The following is a 17,070-nucleotide window of genomic DNA, read 5'->3' on the forward strand; positions in this document are numbered from 1 at the left end:
ATTTTATCTGTCATATATCAGGTCACCCGGGGTAGCTTTGAGCAGTTTCCCCATAACGGCGTAAACCGTATACACGGATGCGAAGACGATCACCAGCACGGAGTAGAACGTTTTGCTGCTCCACAACGAAAGGTAATCGAAAGTCCCATCCTTCAGCACCCCGAACACCGGCAGCAGTTCCTGCACAGCCCAGGTCGTCGCCAGCGAGAGCACGACGGCGACGAGGACCATGGCAACCATGATCAGCACATATACGCTGATAAGTTCGTAATTGCCGATACCGAAAGCCTTGAATGTACCCAAGTTGCGCTTCACCTTCTGGAAATACGAATGCAGCAGGTTCACGATGAACAGGATGATACATACGATGGCGAAAACGATCATGGTCCACGAAAGAATGTTGGCCATGACGCTGACTTCGTTGAAGTTCTCCTTGGCGCTGATCTGCGACATCTCGATGTCTATATTGAACTCACGTTTGGCAAACTCCTGAAAATCGGAAATCCGGTCCAGATCCGAAAAATGGACCGAGATAAAATCGTTGTCGTCGTCGATGACATCGGCTTCGTTATAGTTGTAAAGGCGGCGCACGCCCGACTTCGCGTATTTGGCCAGGATTTCCTCGTCGATCTCTTTATTGACCCGAAAATCCACCTCGTCATCGTCGTCGAAATAGAGCGAGACGAACCTGCCGCCGCCGATTCCGACCAGCCGCGGCATGCTGTCGTCGTCGTTCGTGTAAAACGACAGGTCTGTTTTCTGCGCCACGGTCTGTTCCAGGTCGGCGACAAATTTCCCGACATCGACCCCATTCGGCACATTGTAGAGGAAGGAGGTGTAATAGCTGCGCTCGTAGAGGTTGAGCGAATGCGCCAGATCCTGCAGATAGAAAAACTTGGTTCCTATGATGTCCATATTGGTCGGCAGCCGTTTCACGACAGCGAGCACCGGTACGGGAACCAGCGCATAATGATCGTGGTAGATGTCCACGAAAAATTCATCCGCCGCTTCGGCATCGCAATACCCGTGGTAGTAAAGATAGGTCGGAATCTCCTTCGTATACCCGAGTTTGTTATACAGGGCATCATACGTTATGATTACGCCGAACGAGGTGTTGTCCAGCGCCGAATCGGGAACACGGTGTCCCGACACAACGTTGTCGTCGCTGAGAATAGCATGGACCAGCGGCGTGTCGATGTCCGCAAAATACCGGCACTTCAGATTCCGGGTGTTCCGGTCGCTGCTGAAAAATGACGTATACCAGTATTTGTCGGTTTGGTATCCCTTATAATGGTATTCGGCCATGTTGTCCTCGTTGCTGAGGCTCTCCTCGAAACGGCTGAAATCGTTCCCGGCGAAATTATTCTTGATGTCGACCCAGTTGATGAACGGATCGTTCATCTTGTACGACAGATAGCCGAGGCTCGCATTGCTGAACGCAATGGCCATGAACGTCGCGGTAAGCACGCCCCACAACAGCCACAGGCTCGAACAGCGTTTACCGAGGACAACCTTTCCCTCCCGCTTGACAAACAACCTGAAATAGTCGTTGGATATTATTTTATCGAGTTTCATATTCTGCCATATTTTAAATACGCTTCGAACTCCTCCGCAGAGTAGGCTTCGCTTCCGTTGGACCAGCGCCGATCTCCGGCCGAAGTAAAGATGCAGTCGTCGTCGATGACTCCGTAATAGGAGATCTCATCGTTTACGGATTTCGACGGACGGCTCTCCTTGCGGATCCGGATGATAACGTCGGCGAACGTAACGGCGAGATGCATATCGTGCGAAACGATAATGGCCGAACTCCCGTCGAACTGCGTGAGTTTCTCCGAAAGCAGTTCCATCGCCTTCACGGCATTGTCGCTGTCCAGATTGCCGGTCGGCTCGTCGCCGAACAGCACCGTAAAATCGGGCAGGATCGCCCGGGCGAAAGCCAGGCGCTGCTGCTGGCCGCCGGAAAGTTCCTGCGTCATGCGGGATTCGTCGATATGGTCCAGACCCAGATCCGCCATCACCTGACGCGCCCGTTCGAACGACGACTTCTGAGAATATCCCTGAAGCATGCGGGTCAGCGCAATATTCTCGTAGGCCGTGAAATTACGCATGAGGTTCGTACTCTGGAAGATAAAATTGAAGTGCCGGAGACGGAACGAGGACAATTCCCGGTCCCGATGCCGCCACAACGCCACAAGGTCCGTCGGATTATCCCCGACCTCGTAAAACAGGAACTTCGTTGCGTCATCGGGCACAATGGTGTTGTTCATCATGCCCAATGTCTCGAGAATCGTACTCTTACCGATACCCGATTCGCCGACGATGAAAACCTTCTTACCCCTCGGGATAACGAGTTTCCGGATCTCGAGTATCACTTTCGACAATCCCGGCCGGTAATGCCTGTCGTAGGAACACGCCAGATTTTCTATTTCAAACAGTTTGTTCATAGTCATTAAGGAAGATCCTCGATGGGAACCCAATAGTAGGTCGCACCGTTAAATTCTTTGATAAATTTATAACCCTTGCTCTGGCGTATCCGGACCAGATTGGCGTATTTCCGCCTGAAATCCGTGATGATCCGCAGGTACTGGGCCGGATTCACGGCCTGCTGGTTCGACAGGTCGTCGAGCGTATTGCCCCGCAGGGCCGATGCGGACTCGTTCAATCCGGCGATCATGTTCATAATGTCGCCGTTGCTGAGCCGCGACATCTCGGCGTCGGTCATACCAGGGGCAAGGCTCCGCACGAGCGCCTTCAGGGCCTCGATATAGGGCGTACGGTCTTTAGTCTGGGAGTTGGACGCAGCCTCCGCCACCGGGGCCAGCCGCTTCAGCAGATCCTGGAACTCCTCCGCCGAGATGAAAATCACCGGCTTGAAGAATTCCCGGCCGCTGGCATCCTGCTTTTTCGCATAGCCGCGGAAATTCACCAGGGCATTGCTGCCCTTCATCGCCTCGACCCACTCCTTGCCGAGCACATTCTCGACAAAGGCGAGGTCAACGTCGATGTCGCCCTGCCCGCCGGCAACTCCCGTCGGAACGGGACCCGCCTTCTGGGTGATGGCCGCAGCGTTTCCCTTCTGGAAAATAAGATCGATCTGGTACTTGATGGTCTTCGCAAAATCCGAAATCGCCCCCGTCATCTGGGAGGTCAGTTTCAAGGGGTCCATCTTACCGCCTCCGACATTGGCATCGGCGAACCGATGGTTGCAGATGTAGAGCTGCTCTCCCTTGACGTTGCCCTTGAAATTGTAGCCTTCCAACGCCCCGGAGACCGATTTGGATTGACCGGCCACCACCTTGATCGCACTATTCAGCTTGACGTACTTCTGCTGGAGGCTCTTTCGCATGAGCGACAGCACCTGATTGTTGAACGAGTTGTAGGCGACGATGTTCTTATTCTGGACCTGGAAACCCATGAGGTGAACGTTTTTTTCGACCACCTTGGCGATGAGCGCCTCGGCCGTCGGGCATTTCAGGTCGGCGGCGGCATTGCCGCAGTCGCCCACAACCAGCATGATATTGCTTTCGCCATCCTTGAATTTCAGTTTGTCCAGCGCCGTCCCCAACCCGAAAAACAGGGCCTCGGTCTGGGTAAGGTCCTGCGGGGAACTCCGGATTCCGTATTTGCCTCCGCTGTCCAGAAAATCGTTCACCCGCGACAGGTTGCGCACGTCGGTCATGGGCAGCACCTCGGCCAACCCCTCCTCGCCGTCGGCATAGTCCCGGTAGATCACCGCGCCGATCTTGATTTTATAATTCTTCGAGAAGAACTGGCATCCCTCCTTGATGGCCTCCTTCACCGCCGGATAATAGGGTTCCATCGAAGAGGTTCCGTCGATCACGATAGCCAGGTTGATGTTCTGCATCTTCTCAAGACGCTCCATCTTGGCCTTCTCGGCTTCATCCACGGGCGTCTCTTCTGTACCGGCAGCCGTTCCGCCGATGGTGCTGAACGTCGAAAGGTTGTAAATCGCCTGGGAACCGTTGTCGAGAATCGGGAAACGCAGGCTGATCGGGTTCATTCGATAGAGATACTGCTCGTATTTCCCCGCCATCTTTTTCTTGAACGGAATCCGGCTGATGGCATTTCCGGAAAGTTGGCCGTCCTTATAGATGTCCACCTGGATTTTGTTCGCGGCGAAATACTCCACGTCCGCGTGCTCCCAGGTAGGCTCCAGGCAGGAACGCTGGTTCCACGGCACGAACGATTGTTCCGGGACCCAGCAGAACAGCACCTGATCGGATACCGAGCCGTCCATGCGGTTCTGAATCGCGAGCAGCGCCATGTCCTTCTCGCGTTTCATGATGAAATAGAAGTTCATATCGGTCGACAATTCGAGCGATTTGCCCTGCTTCGAAGGATCCAGATACCCCCGCCCGAACGACTTGGTCTGCGCATTGCTCGTATTGAGATTGACGCACAGAAGCGCCTTGTTGTAAATGCCCCGATCGTTGGCCAGGCAGTTCTGCCACAGCAGCAGCTTCTTCATAGGAACCCACCCCTTACACTCGGCAGCCTCCGAGATGAGCGGATAGGTGACCACCTTGGGATCGGTATACACCAATGCGTAACCATTCTGAATCCGGGCGATCCGGACCTGCTCGTTAAAGCGCAGGGCGGAGAATTTAACCGATGAACCGGGAGCCTCGTAAGTCGTATTGTTGTCGCGGTCGCTGTACACGTCCCAGTACTTGAACTGCCCCTTCTGCGGAGCGTCGCCCTGCCCGAAATCGGCCGACGCCATCAAGGCTTCGGCCTCGCTCTCCGTGAGAACGATGGAGGCGAGTTTCTTGGGACGGAAGGCTTCGCATTTCTTGGGCATCTGGGGAGCGGCGGCATGGGAACCGCACACAAAGACCGTAACCGAAAAAAGCGTAACGAATATTTTTTTCATTTCAACATAATTAATTTGATTCCATCAATAAGGCATGGGCATGAACGGGACCGAGGAGGGCCACAGTCTCTTGCTTCCGAATGGCAACTCCTTGTCATAGGGCAAAAGATCGTACTCCCCGCTGTAAAGGACATTGACCTTCAGATAGCCCGATTGGATCATCGGCTCCATATCCATCACAAAAAAGAGCGAGGCGATCACATACTCGTTGTTCTGGAGCGACCAAAACGTGGAATTGACATAATAAGTCCACGTCACCGACTTGTAGAGGGGATTCCCCCCGTCGTCAATGATGTCGTTTGCGTTGAAAATATCCTGAACCCGCTGGCGGTCCGTCTTGGGTTCAATGTTGTGCGAACGCTTGGTCTGGAGTTCGTCCACGATCTTGTCGAAATCCGCACGATTGTCCGATTTGGTGTTGACCTCCACGCACAGGGGCGCATCGCCGTTGGGCAGGTAAAAAACGACGGCTATTTCATCCGGATAATTGATCGCATCGGAATAAGCCATCTGCAGGCGTTCGATCAGATACTGCACGGGAGTATTCTCGTCGTGGGCGATGTAAATGAAAGAGAAGTCTTGTTCCGACGACCGCTGCGCATGGACCGACGACAAGCCGAACAACAAACTGGCAACTAATAAACAGAGGCGTCTCATGTCAAATCGTTATTTTAATTTTGAAATAGGTGATGCGATTAAACTGGTCGTATTGCGGAGCACCGACCACCTGCAGCGTCCAGTCGTTCGCCACCTTGCCGTCGAGGATGGCCCCGACGCTGGTGGGAGCATCCACGCCCTCGGGAATCGAGGCGCAGTCGATACGCAACTTGTCGTGGTCGAAGTAAAAGAAAAACAACCGCTCCAGTTGCGAACTGCTCATGTTGAGCATAGACTGGAGTTCGGAGGCGGAGAGCCGCCGCAGTTTGTTGAATCCGCCGACCGTCTTGCTGGCATGGGTGCCCGTACGCTTGTTCACCACCACCAGGTCGTATTTACCGCCGTCCACCGGATACACGTCGTTGAACACCCCGTTCGCCGATGTGTATTTGGCCTCCGAACCGCCGACCTCGCAAAGTTGGTAATTCAAGACATCGCCCGACAGTGCCGAAGCCTTTGCGACGAAACGATACCCGATCTTTTGATAGTTTTTCGATTCCCGGTCGTAGACAAGCGCCTGGGTGATCTCCGGCATGTCGTCCCCCGTCGAAACAGCAGGCGGGGTCTGTTCCGGCACAGCCGGCTCATGCTCCGCAGAGGGCTGTTCCTGCATGGTAGCCGGCTCCGGTCCGGCCGGTGATTCCTGCGGCAATTCTGCGGCAGGGGCCTCGGCCGCCAGTGCCGTGTCCTGCTGCGGAACGGCTTCGGCGGGATTATCCCGGTCCGCCGTTTCAACGGGCAGCAACTCCTTCGGGGCGTGCGCCAAAACCGGAGTCCGAATGCCTCCGGAAGCGGCGGACCCGCCTCCCGTCCCGAAAACGGGAGCGTCGTCCCTGTCCAGCAGCGCCTCTACGGGCATCATATATCCGATCGCAAAGCAGCATAGAAAAGCGGCCGCCATACCAGCAATTCCGAATATCGTCTTGTTATTCATATCTCCTCCTAAAACTTAAACATTAAACCCAGTTCCAGCCACATCGCCTGACGTTTGTACGACACGCAGTCCATAAACGAACGGGTTGCGACATTCTCCTTCAGCCGGGCGGAATAGACCATCGGATACACCTGATCGGCCGCATTGAAATAGTTGTTTTCATTCGATTTATGCACGTCGGTAAATCCAAGTTCGTAGCTGAACTTCACACACAGGAAGAGGTATTGTTTCAGGAGATTATAATTCAGCCCCAGGCCTCCGACCAGGCTCATGTCGGTGGAATTCCGGGCATACGTATTCGGATAGAGGAATCCGTCGTAATCGTTGTCGAGAGACCCGAATGCATTCTCCTGCTGATTCCGGACCGTTTCGCCGCCGTAGTTGCCATAGACCTCGCCCTTTATGTGGAAAGGCGTCACCTTGGCCGAGCCGTTCATGTAAATCTTGGCCCCCACATTCCAGCTGAGTCCGAGGTTTTTCGAAAGTTTGTGATCAAGGCTCAAATACAGCGGAATCACGATGTCGGTGTAACTTACGCCTTCGGTCACGCTCTGAAGATCATAGCAGCGCGAGTAGGCGGCACCCCGACTGTCGTTGGTGACATACGAATACGACATGTCGTTCAGTCCCAGTTCGATCTTACTCGTGGAGAGAGCCACTCCGGTGTAGATGCTGAGGCAGACGGACCTGCCGAGCGGAAGCGCATACCCCACGTCGACGCCGGCTTCGAAGGCCGAGGAATTGTCCGTAGCGAAATTCACCGGCGAGGTGAGCTTGAAGGCGGAACCGATCGTAAAACCCGCCCGGAGTTTCGCCCGCCAACTGGTCTTGCGGTAATGAAACTGCACGAAATCATAGTTTTTTGTCCGGGCGAGCGTGTCGGCCTTGATGCGCACGTCGTCATGCCATGACCGGATGCTCCCCACTGGCGCGAAAGCCTGATCGAAACTATTGAATTCGGGATGCTTTTTCCCGCACCAAAGTCTATCGTCCAAAGACGACGTACGATTGATGACCACGTAATGCTCGGGGAGCGGAGCCTTCTCCGAGGAGATCGCCCCGTCCACCGACGCAATCCGGCAGCAGTCGGCCTCCGGGTCGTAAACGAATTCAACGGAGATATCGTAATCCGACTTGTAGTACTCTTCGGAAGAGTAAAGGACGGCGTTCCGGTCGTTGTAGACGACGCTTTTGGAGAACCCGACGTTCACATACCATGCTCCGTTTCTCCAAACGGGCGGATCGCGCCTGACATTCTTCATCTCCATCGATACGTTCTCCTTGCCGCGCAACAGGTCGGCATACTCCGCCGCCGGGATTTTCTTACCGGCCGCATGGTCCATCAGATCGCAATAGATCAAGGCGTCGCTGTCGCACAGCTCAAGGAAAGCATACTTGGTATTTTCGTCGTAAATCGTGGCGTTCGATTCGTATTGCTCGATGGCCTCCAGCAACTTCGCATTGATGCGGCGCTTCTCCTTATTGGACAGCGTCTGCGCAACGGACGAAACCGGAAGCCAGATGCACAACAGTAATGATACGGTTATTAGGTTTCTCATAGGAGTACTACAATAAATTTCACGATCAGTCCTATCGCAAATCCGCAGACGGGCGACAATATCCAGAACAGCGTCCGATTGCCCTTGTCACCGTCTCCGGAGTCGTTGGCCGAAGGCGCAAACGCTTTCGTGTTACCTCCCGAGGAGGTTCGCTTGAAGATCACACGATCCAAATCGACGATGAATTCCGCGGCTGTGGAATAGCGTTTGAGCTGCGATTTCTGCGTGGCTTTTTCAACGATACGGCGAAGGTCCTTGTTGACGATATCGTTTACCGGGACCTTCCTGGACACCTGGGCCGACAAAACTTCCTGATTCGACCCCGTGAAAGGCAACCGGCCGACACTCAACTGGTACATGAAAATTCCCAGCGCATAGATGTCCGTCGTCCGGTCCTGATGCTCCACGTCGCCCAACGCGAGTTCCGGTGCGGCATAGCTCACCTTGCCGATGAACGAGCCGGCCTGCGTAAGTTTCCGGTCCTGCCCGGGCGACGAGTCGATGTGCTTGCACACCCCGAAGTCGATCAGTTTGATTTTGTTGTCGATCGTAACCATGACGTTGCTCGGGTCGATGTCCCGGTGGATGTATCCCCGGTCGTGCAACGCCATGATGCCGGACAGAACCCCCTTCATGATAAGCACGATTGCCGTGTCGCGGTTGGTCGTATACATCTCGTAGAACTCCTGCGCAAACGGAATCTGCATACCGGATTTGTCCGTAGTCACACCACTCATGATCTGGTCCAGGTTGACGCCGACCAATCGTTCCATCACCATATAATAGCGGACGATGTTCGCGTCCCGCATGGGGTCATACTCGACATTGGCGATAAAGCCATACATCCGCAGCAGGTTCTCGTGCTCGATCTGGATAGACGATTCCCGCATGGCCCGCTCGATGAGCTGGGGATCCCGGGAAATATTCTCGTGGATCTCCTTGATCGCTACCGGGACCCGGAAGCCGCCGGACATCTCGTCCACGCGATAACCCTGGAAAATCCGGCCCATGCCGCCCTCGCCGAGCGGAACGCTGTCACGATCGTATTCGTAATAGACCCCCTGGTTGCGTTCAGCGTCGCCTTGAATCCTTATTACATTCATTACAGGCTATATTAATTGTTCATTTTCATTTTACCCGGATGGCCACGCACTCCGAGTCCTTATTCAACGGCAGGATGACATAAACTCCCGGCCTGGTAAAATAGATGCGCATCCGTACCCGGCCGCCGTCGATCTTCTCCGCATCGTAGGGAACATTCGCGGCTGCGATGTCCGCATCCCTGTATATCGGATATATCCCGGCCCAGAGCTGGTGTTTCTCGGAAATCCCGACACGGTTCTGCATGGTCCTGACCACCCGGAAATCGGAGCAGTATGCCGTGGTGGGCATCTCGATGCAAACACTGTCTGCAAGCGCAACCGTATCCGCCACCGGCTCCTTGACCAGATAGAATGTTTTCCGCCGTTCGGGCATCTTCAGCACCTTGTTCAGCACGGTCTTCCGTCCGTTGAGATAGACTGCCGTATAGTCGAATTCAGGTTTCTGCTCCTTTACCTCGGGTTCCGGCTTCTCGCAGACAGGCTCCTTGTAGTCGGGATTGACGAATTTGTGATACTTGACCACCCGGTCGATCGGCACGATACGCTCGGAGTCATAATCGCGGGATACGATGGAAAGCTGCTTTTGCAGGATCCGGGAGACGATGTAACCTTCGACCGACCCTTCGCCCTCCACTTCGATGCGATCGAGCAGCGGGACCTGCTCCCACAGGCTGACGGAATAATCGATCCGCTCCGAAGCGATGCTTTTGACATCCGCCAACTTGACGACACGAACACTTCCGTCTTCAAGGCGGATGCACAGTTCGCTGCCGATGACCTGTTCGACGACCTGGCCTTCATAACGCTGTCCGTCGTGCAGGGTCACCACATCCCGGACGCCTCGCCCGGCGTCATCCGAATTGACCGTCTTGGTCGTTTTCAGCACATCTGCCCAATCGAGCGTGAAAAAATCCTTCGTGCACGAGAACAACTTCAACCGGGAGCCTTTCTCCAGCATGACCGCATTGCGAAGCGTCTTGTTCCCCTTGAGAGAAACCGTCGCCAGTTCCACCATCTGTGTGGAGTCGTATCGCTCCAGCGCCCATTCACGCAGCCGGGACGGAAGTTTGGCAACGGCCTTACTCGCACAGGCGATCTCCGCAATGTCGCCTTCATCGACATAGATGGTGGCCTTTTCAGTACTGACCGACAACTGCTTGCCGGGGATCTGCTCCGCAATGTAACCTTCGTATACGGAACCGTTCTTCAGGTAGACCTGCTCGATATTCTGCGCCGAAACCGACGCAGCGCCCAGCGAGAGGGCCATCAGGCAGCCACTTACATATTTATTCATAATGAATCTCATTTATGGATTACTCCTCCTCGCGGACCTTTTTCAGCAGGCGGTGGATATATTTCGACTTGATGGCGAAATTGTATCCCTGCGTGCCGGCATAGCCGCCGTGAATGATTCCGACCATACGCCCCTTCGAATCGAACACTGGCGAGCCGCTCGCCCCGTGGTCGGAGATGGCATTGAGACCGTATTGGCACTTTTCGTTGTTCTGGTTGATCTGCCCTCCGGCGCCGACCGCCTGCAACGTCCTGTTGAGGGCGGTTTTCAGCCCGTTGAGGTCCTGCAAGGCCCCGATAAGCGGGAAACCCATCGTATAGACGTGGGAACCCACATTTCTGTTTCCATCGTCGATTTTGGAAATGGGAATGTACGTAGCTCCTTCGGGTAACTTATTGTTCAGGGTCTGGAAAATGGCGATGTCGACATCTTTGCTGTCGCTCGAAATCACCTCCCGGCCTTTGGTCAGATTCGTATCGTCAAAGAACTGTCCGTTGGGGATGACGCCGATAAAATCGAGCACGCCCTCCACCTTGATGTCCGCCAATGCGACGATCTGGCCGTTGCTCTGATGCATCCGCTGATAGGATTTGGCGATGATCTGCGTTATTTCCGCCTCATCACCATACAACCAGGGTTTTGCAACATGGAGGTTCGACACGAAAACGCCGTCCGAGGAGATAAAGAATCCCGTCGCCGCATAGGCGATGCTGTTCGTTCCGTCGTATACGGTCACGACATCGGTGGACGGATCGACGACCCATTCGACCACCTCATGAGGAGTAGAGACTTTATAATGGAAAGAGGCGATGACCATAGCCGTCGCATTCGAGTACTTCTCGTATAACATTTTATCGGAATATCCCATGAAAGCTATCACCGCTCCGACAATAACGGCAACGACGGCGGCACCGCCCAGGACGGCGAACAAGGTCTTTCTGGACGATCCCGGGATGGGATTCTGTACATTGACGCCGGCGCACGCGATGCTGTCGCTGCGCTTCAGCCGTACGTCCTGATCTTTGGGTATCCTCGCGCCATTGACCGTCGTTCCGTTCGAACTGTGGTCGCAGATATACCACTTACCGTCGGTTTTCTGCTTGACAGTGGCATGGAAGCGGCTGACTTGATTGCCGTAGATCTGGCATGTGTTCAACGCGTGGGAGCCGATGCTTTTGAGCACCTTGACATTCTTCGGCATCTCATTCACCGGGACGAGCGACCAGTTCATGTCCTGGTCGGCAAACCGAATGTGATCGTTCCGCGTAACCCGCACATCCTGCTCCGGGGCGATTTTCACGCCGTTGACATAAGTACCGTTGCTGCTGCCTTTGTCCGTAAGCAGCATATCACCGTTGTCCAGTTGCAGTAATTCGGCATGGTATCCGCTCACGTATTTGCTGGTAAATACGATTTGAGCGCGAGCGGAGCTTCCGATAACGTAAAGTCTCATAACAGTATAATTTTTGATTTTCGGGTTAATAGATCAATAGATCGGATCGACGATGGGTTTCTTCTCCGGCTCCTCCTTGCGGGGTTTTTCCTCCTTTTTCGGGCTGCGCTTGACGGGAGGCTTGACCGCGACGCTATCCGTCTTCTCCTCGGATTCCGCCTCCCGGGCCGGGACCTCCTCCAGAATTCTCGCGGGCGGATTGATGGCATCCGACGCGGAACGGAAGAAATGAATGCCGAATTTGCCGCTGCCCGGACCGGCTCCCACAGACACCAGGATGAGCACGACCGCGATCAGTCCCGCCGCACCGAGCGTCCACAAACTCCATTTCAGCAGGCTCCTGTCCTTGGGAACCAGGCTCCAGTCCAACTCCCTCATATGCGCGAACGACACGACATCCTTGCGCGTGACGGGAATCTTCTCGTTGGTGGCCATTCGGATTCCGTTGACATAAGTGCCGTTACGACTTTTGTCGATCAGGAAATACTTGCCGCATCTGCCGATTTTGAGGACAGCGTGTTCACGGCTCACAACATCTGTTGAATCCGGAATGCAAATGTCGCATTCCGGATTGCGGCCAATGGTCAGGATTTTTTTCATCTGGTTGTTTTATTTCTTATTATCTGCCTTCGTATCTTGGGAACCCGTCTTCGGCATGACAAACAGCCGGGGATCCTGCGCGGCAGTATCGGTCGTGCTCTCCTCTTTCGGCGAAGCGCCTTCCCCGCCGACGGACTGCTCCGCGGAATCCGGCTCCTTGTCTTCGGCCGAGGTCGCAGTCTTCGGAACGGCGGGTTCATCCGCCCCGGGTCCGCTCCTTGCAGCCTCCGAAGGGGAAACAGTTCCATCCGCTCCGCTGGCATCGGCCTGTTCGACCTGCGTTTTTCCGGTCGCGGCCGAATCGGGACGGGTCAGCAGGACATACAAAAAGACGCTGACAACCACCAGCGCGGCTGCGACGATCACCGTCCATTTCACGAAAGGCTTCGAAGGGACTTTCATCTGCGAATTACACTGCATCTCGACGATGGCAGCGGTCAGGTTGTCGTAGCTGCCGCCCTTTGTGCGGCCGATCTCCTCGACCCGGTTGGCCGTGCGCTCCAGCACATGTCCGACCTCCTTGGCGGCGAGGCCCGCAAGAAACTCTTTCTCCGGCATGCTACCCCAAAAACCGTCGGTGCACAAAATGAAACGATCCCCTTTCCGGTACGGCAGTTTGCAGATGTCGGGCACAACCTCCCCGTAGATGCCCAAAGCCTTCAGAATAACGTTCGACTGGTCGGAAAGGCGGGCCTGCTCCTCGGACAACACCCCGTTGCGAACCATCTCGAACACCATCGAATGGTCGAACGTCCGGAAAACCTTGCTCCGGCCGCGCAGCTGGTAAATACGGCTGTCGCCTACATGGGCCACCGTGGCGCACTCCTTCGAGAAAACGGCCGCTGTCACGGTCGTCCCCATTCCGTACAGTTCGGGATTGTCGTGTCCCGTCTGGATAACGTCGGCATGAGCCTTGCGAATGGCGTTGTTCAGCGCATCGCCGGGATCGGCGTCTTTGGGCACGGAGGCTATGAATTCAAGGATGCTCTTCACGGCGATCATCGACGCGACGCGACCTCCCTGCATACCGCCCATGCCGTCGCATACGACGACGACAGTGCCGATGGCCGTATCGCAAAAGCCATAATTGTCCTGGTTCTCAGAACGGCCTCCGATCCGCGATTCGGCAATGCCTTTCAACGGGAATTTGGTTTTTATCAGTTGCATCTAGTAAATAAACTGTATTATAATTGCAAAAAGCAACACCAAAGCGAGCGATACGGCCAGCGCCGCACCCACGATCCTCAAGGTTTCGGGGGAGTCCGGTTTGCGGCCCCTCGCCCCGGATAAATAGCGCTCCAGCTCGGCATCCATCTCCATCGACGACCGGTAACGGTCGTCGGGGTTCTTGGCCGTCGCCCTCGCGATGACGGCGAACAGGCCGGGCGGTATCGCATCGTTCTTCGGCAGTTCCAGGTTCCGCTGGTTATGCAGCGTCTCCGACTCCGTCACGCCGTTGAACGGATTGCACCCCGTTATCAACTCATACAAGGTCACTCCGAACGAATAGATGTCCGTGCGCGGGTCTACCACCGCCTCCGCTCCAACATCGGCAATCTGTTCCGGCGCCGCATACTGCGGAGTTCCGATGAATCCATACATGTGTCCGGCTTCGCTTCGGAACGAATTGGCAACGCCCAGATCCATCAGTTTGACGCAGGACCGGCTGTCGATCATGATGTTCGACGGCTTGATGTCCTTGTGAACGACGCCGTTGTTATGCAGATACTGCAAAGCCGACAATACGGGGCGGATATGCTCCACGATGCGGATGATACGCTCATCGGCAGGCAGAAGCGAAAGACGCATCCGGACATGGACATCGAACGTGATGCCCGCGATGTACTCGCTCAAAATGAACATCGGCCCATGACCGTACTCATATTCGCACAATCCGATCATTCTCACGATATTCGGATGCAAAAACCGCAATGAGGCCTCCCGCCTCGCACAATCCCGCACCTGGGCAATCTCCGCATATTCGTCCTTCACCCTTTTGACGGCCACCCGATCCTGATTCGAACAATCGAATCCGAGATAGACGGCTCCCATCGCTCCCTCGCCCAAAGGCTGGCTCGTATAATCATAACAGTACCAGCATCCACCGACGAACAGATAGACGAACGGAGGGTTCCGGCTTACGATAACACGTTGCATGGAATGAAAAAACGCCGACTTTTTCTTGCGATAAGCAACGACCTATTTCTTGGCCGGCATTATCACCGTACCGCGCGAAGGCTCGACCTGTCCGCCGGGGCTCATCGTCCCTTTCGGAAACTGAGGCGCACCGCCCAATCCCGGAGCAGGGCTTCCGGGCATCGAAGGCATCGGGACGCCCGGACCGGACGGCACACCCATACCGAACCCCGCACCGGCAGAAGCTATGAAATCGGCTCGGGGTTCCAGTCCGAGGGATTTGGCGTCTATCAGCACGAAGTACAGCTCATAATGCTCCCCGATCGTAATAATATCGCCGTTATGGCACTCCTGGGCGTCGAATCCGAGACTGCTTCCGTTGAGCAAAGTGCCGCAGGTGGAACGCGCGTCCTGAATCGAAACCAGCACGCTGTCGGGGTTCTTCATCTGGCGGATGACGATTTCGGCATGGTTGTCGGAAATCGTCGCCTCGGAGAGCCGAACCGAACACGAAGTGGCGCGCCCGATCGTGTTCAGTCCCATGTATAGCGGCCAATACTCGCCGCACATAGTCCGCGAAACGCTAAATAGAAAACCCATGATCGGTTTATGCGCCTCCGTCGCGGGCATCCCAGACACCCCCGGCATTGCCGCATTCGTGTTCATCCCCGGGAAATGCGTACCGCTGTATCCGCCCTGAGGCCCGTTCACCGGGTTCACAGGATTCACGGGATTCACCTGGGCCGACGTTCCCTGGTAATCGAAAGCATTGCCCATTCCGGGCACAACAGTCTTGTTGTTGCTCATAGTATTACTATTTGGTTAAAAATTTATTCGTGTTTCTAAAGAAGAAATCTCGAAAAGGAGATTGCATGTTTGTTTATCAGAAGATTGCGAACCGTAAAAAGAAGATTCTTTCAACAAAAATTTCAAATATCGAGTTTTCGGACAATAGGAAAACCGACCTTTTTCAACTATTATTAAGCCTGATTGACACATAACAAAACAGGCCGGTTATCGTCAAAATGATCGGCCTAATGATGTAAAACGCAATTTACGAAAACAAAAAAGTCCGAATTATCGTTGTATTTAAAAAAATAATTATACCTTTGTAATCAACGATCTGCGATTTCTTCTTTAGAAATATTCACCAAATGCGATATGATCGACCGGTTTGCGGCGTCGATTACCGAATTTTCCAGCATGGTCAGATAAATCTGTGTCGTATATTCCGAAACATGCCCCAACCCCGCACTGATCACCGAGATCGGTACGTTATGGTTGCGGGCGGCCGTGGCCCAGCTGTGGCGCGAGGTGTAAGAGGTCAGCCGGCATTCGTCGGGCAGCATTTTCGACAGCTTGCAGAGCATCCGGTTGTAGTTGTTGATGGCGGCCTGGTATTGATCGTACGCCTGCGCAGGCTCCTCTGTCGTCAGAATCGGAAACAGGTAAGGGGATGCCCCCGCCGCATCGGCGTACCGGTCGATAATCGAACGGATGCCAGGCTCTATGCGAATGCAGAGCTGCTGCCCGGTCTTGCGGCGGGTATAGTGGATCGCACCGTCCCGAATATCCGTTTTTTTCAGATAGGCCACGTCTACGAAGGCCATGCCCCGCGTACAGTAGCTGAAGATGAAGAGATCGCGGGCCAATGCCAGTGCAGACCCCGCCGACAGTTCGAGTTTGTGGAGTTGCGAAATCAGCTGCTCGTCGACAGCCCGTTTGCGAGTCCGGTCAACCCCCGTATAGACGTTGTGAAAGGGATAAGTCTGCTCCACGAGGCGCAGCCTCACGGCCTTGTTGTAAACGGCCCGCAGGATACGCATGTAAAACGAAATGGAGTTGCGCACGATCCCGCGCCGGATCAGGTAAGCATTATAACTGTCGATAAGCAGTTCGGTCATCGACGTAAAGGGCAAATCCTCGCCCCGGAGGTAATGTGCGAAACTGGACCAGGCCCTCTCATAGTTTTTGGCCGTTCCCAACCGGTTGCACTCCTGCAACTGCGCAATCTGCTTGCGCATGAAAGCCAGGACGCGGCAATCCGGAGAATCATAAAGTCGGATAATATTCCCGACCCCGTAGGGCTTTCCCGAGTCGTCGAGCTGCCGGATAATCCGCAATAGCAGCATTCGATCGCTGTCTATGCGGTTCTGAATCATCGTCGCTGATTCCGTGGAATCGGCGACCTGCTCCGCCGCCGCATTCCATTCCTCCGGATGCAGACGAATAGCGGTCGTTATCTGCCGGATTTCGCGGCGGTGCGTCAACTGATAGTAGATCGTCCCGGCCTTTCCGGGAACGGTCGACAGACGTAATTTTACCTTAATCGTTGCCATGGTGCGTCTATTTTGCAATCGGAACGGCCGGAAAGCCGCCCGGTGTGAAAAACGAAAAACTCCACTCATCCGAGTGGAGGTCTATGAAGAAACCAAGTATG

14 protein-coding genes are annotated in these 17,070 nt (G+C 54.7%); all 14 read right to left on the bottom strand.

Features of this window, described 5'->3' with window-relative positions; all coding sequences use genetic code 11:
• Positions 1-3: 3 nt before the first annotated feature.
• The 14 genes from I2E69_RS01890 to I2E69_RS01955 all read right to left on the bottom strand — a co-directional run bounded on the left by I2E69_RS01890 (position 4) and on the right by I2E69_RS01955 (position 16,969).
• The gene (locus I2E69_RS01890) at positions 4-1,575 is read right to left on the bottom strand and encodes an FtsX-like permease family protein (protein ID WP_195458451.1); all 1,572 of its coding nucleotides are present in this window, start codon (positions 1,573-1,575) and stop codon (positions 4-6) included.
• Positions 1,572-2,444 (bottom strand): ABC transporter ATP-binding protein, encoded by an 873-nt coding sequence (locus I2E69_RS01895; protein ID WP_195458452.1) that lies wholly within the window; start codon positions 2,442-2,444, stop codon positions 1,572-1,574. Before I2E69_RS01895 ends, I2E69_RS01890 begins: the two co-directional genes overlap by 4 nt.
• Before the next feature lie 5 nt (positions 2,445-2,449).
• Positions 2,450-4,894 carry a type VI secretion system protein TssR domain-containing protein gene (gene tssR, locus I2E69_RS01900; RefSeq protein ID WP_195458453.1) on the bottom strand — a complete coding sequence of 815 codons (2,445 nt, stop codon included), beginning with the start codon at positions 4,892-4,894 and terminating at the stop codon, positions 2,450-2,452.
• A 24-nt stretch (positions 4,895-4,918) separates the two neighbouring features.
• Positions 4,919-5,551, bottom strand: coding sequence for a hypothetical protein (locus I2E69_RS01905; protein WP_195458454.1), 633 nt, complete (start codon positions 5,549-5,551; stop codon positions 4,919-4,921).
• Position 5,552: 1 nt separating this feature from the next.
• Complete coding sequence (locus tag I2E69_RS01910; RefSeq protein ID WP_195458455.1) at positions 5,553-6,413, bottom strand: hypothetical protein; 861 nt, start codon at positions 6,411-6,413, stop codon at positions 5,553-5,555.
• 80 nt (positions 6,414-6,493) lie between these two features.
• On the bottom strand, positions 6,494-8,044 hold the full coding sequence (locus I2E69_RS01915; protein ID WP_195458456.1) for a hypothetical protein: 1,551 nt from the start codon (positions 8,042-8,044) through the stop codon (positions 6,494-6,496).
• Positions 8,041-9,147, bottom strand: a complete 1,107-nt coding sequence (locus I2E69_RS01920; RefSeq protein ID WP_195458457.1) for a serine/threonine protein kinase — start codon at positions 9,145-9,147, stop codon at positions 8,041-8,043. The genes I2E69_RS01915 and I2E69_RS01920 overlap by 4 nt, the downstream gene beginning before the upstream one ends.
• A 25-nt stretch (positions 9,148-9,172) precedes the next feature.
• Positions 9,173-10,441, bottom strand: coding sequence for a hypothetical protein (locus I2E69_RS01925; protein WP_195458458.1), 1,269 nt, complete (start codon positions 10,439-10,441; stop codon positions 9,173-9,175).
• A gap of 19 nt (positions 10,442-10,460) precedes the next feature.
• Positions 10,461-11,894 (bottom strand): FHA domain-containing protein, encoded by a 1,434-nt coding sequence (locus I2E69_RS01930; protein WP_195458459.1) that lies wholly within the window; start codon positions 11,892-11,894, stop codon positions 10,461-10,463.
• Positions 11,895-11,927: 33 nt separating this feature from the next.
• Positions 11,928-12,494, bottom strand: coding sequence for an FHA domain-containing protein (locus I2E69_RS01935; RefSeq protein WP_195458460.1), 567 nt, complete (start codon positions 12,492-12,494; stop codon positions 11,928-11,930).
• A gap of 9 nt (positions 12,495-12,503) precedes the next feature.
• A complete protein-coding gene (locus I2E69_RS01940; protein ID WP_195458461.1) occupies positions 12,504-13,661 on the bottom strand; it encodes a PP2C family protein-serine/threonine phosphatase in 1,158 nt (385 codons plus the stop codon).
• Positions 13,662-14,651 (bottom strand): serine/threonine-protein kinase, encoded by a 990-nt coding sequence (locus tag I2E69_RS01945; protein ID WP_195458462.1) that lies wholly within the window; start codon positions 14,649-14,651, stop codon positions 13,662-13,664.
• Positions 14,652-14,693: 42 nt separating this feature from the next.
• Positions 14,694-15,437, bottom strand: a complete 744-nt coding sequence (locus I2E69_RS01950) for an FHA domain-containing protein (RefSeq protein WP_195458463.1) — start codon at positions 15,435-15,437, stop codon at positions 14,694-14,696.
• A gap of 308 nt (positions 15,438-15,745) precedes the next feature.
• Complete coding sequence (locus I2E69_RS01955; protein WP_195458464.1) at positions 15,746-16,969, bottom strand: site-specific integrase; 1,224 nt, start codon at positions 16,967-16,969, stop codon at positions 15,746-15,748.
• Positions 16,970-17,070 lie beyond the last annotated feature (101 nt).

The sequence above is a fragment of the Alistipes sp. D31t1_170403_E11 genome (assembly GCF_015553985.1).
Lineage (GTDB): Bacteria > Bacteroidota > Bacteroidia > Bacteroidales > Rikenellaceae > Alistipes > Alistipes montrealensis.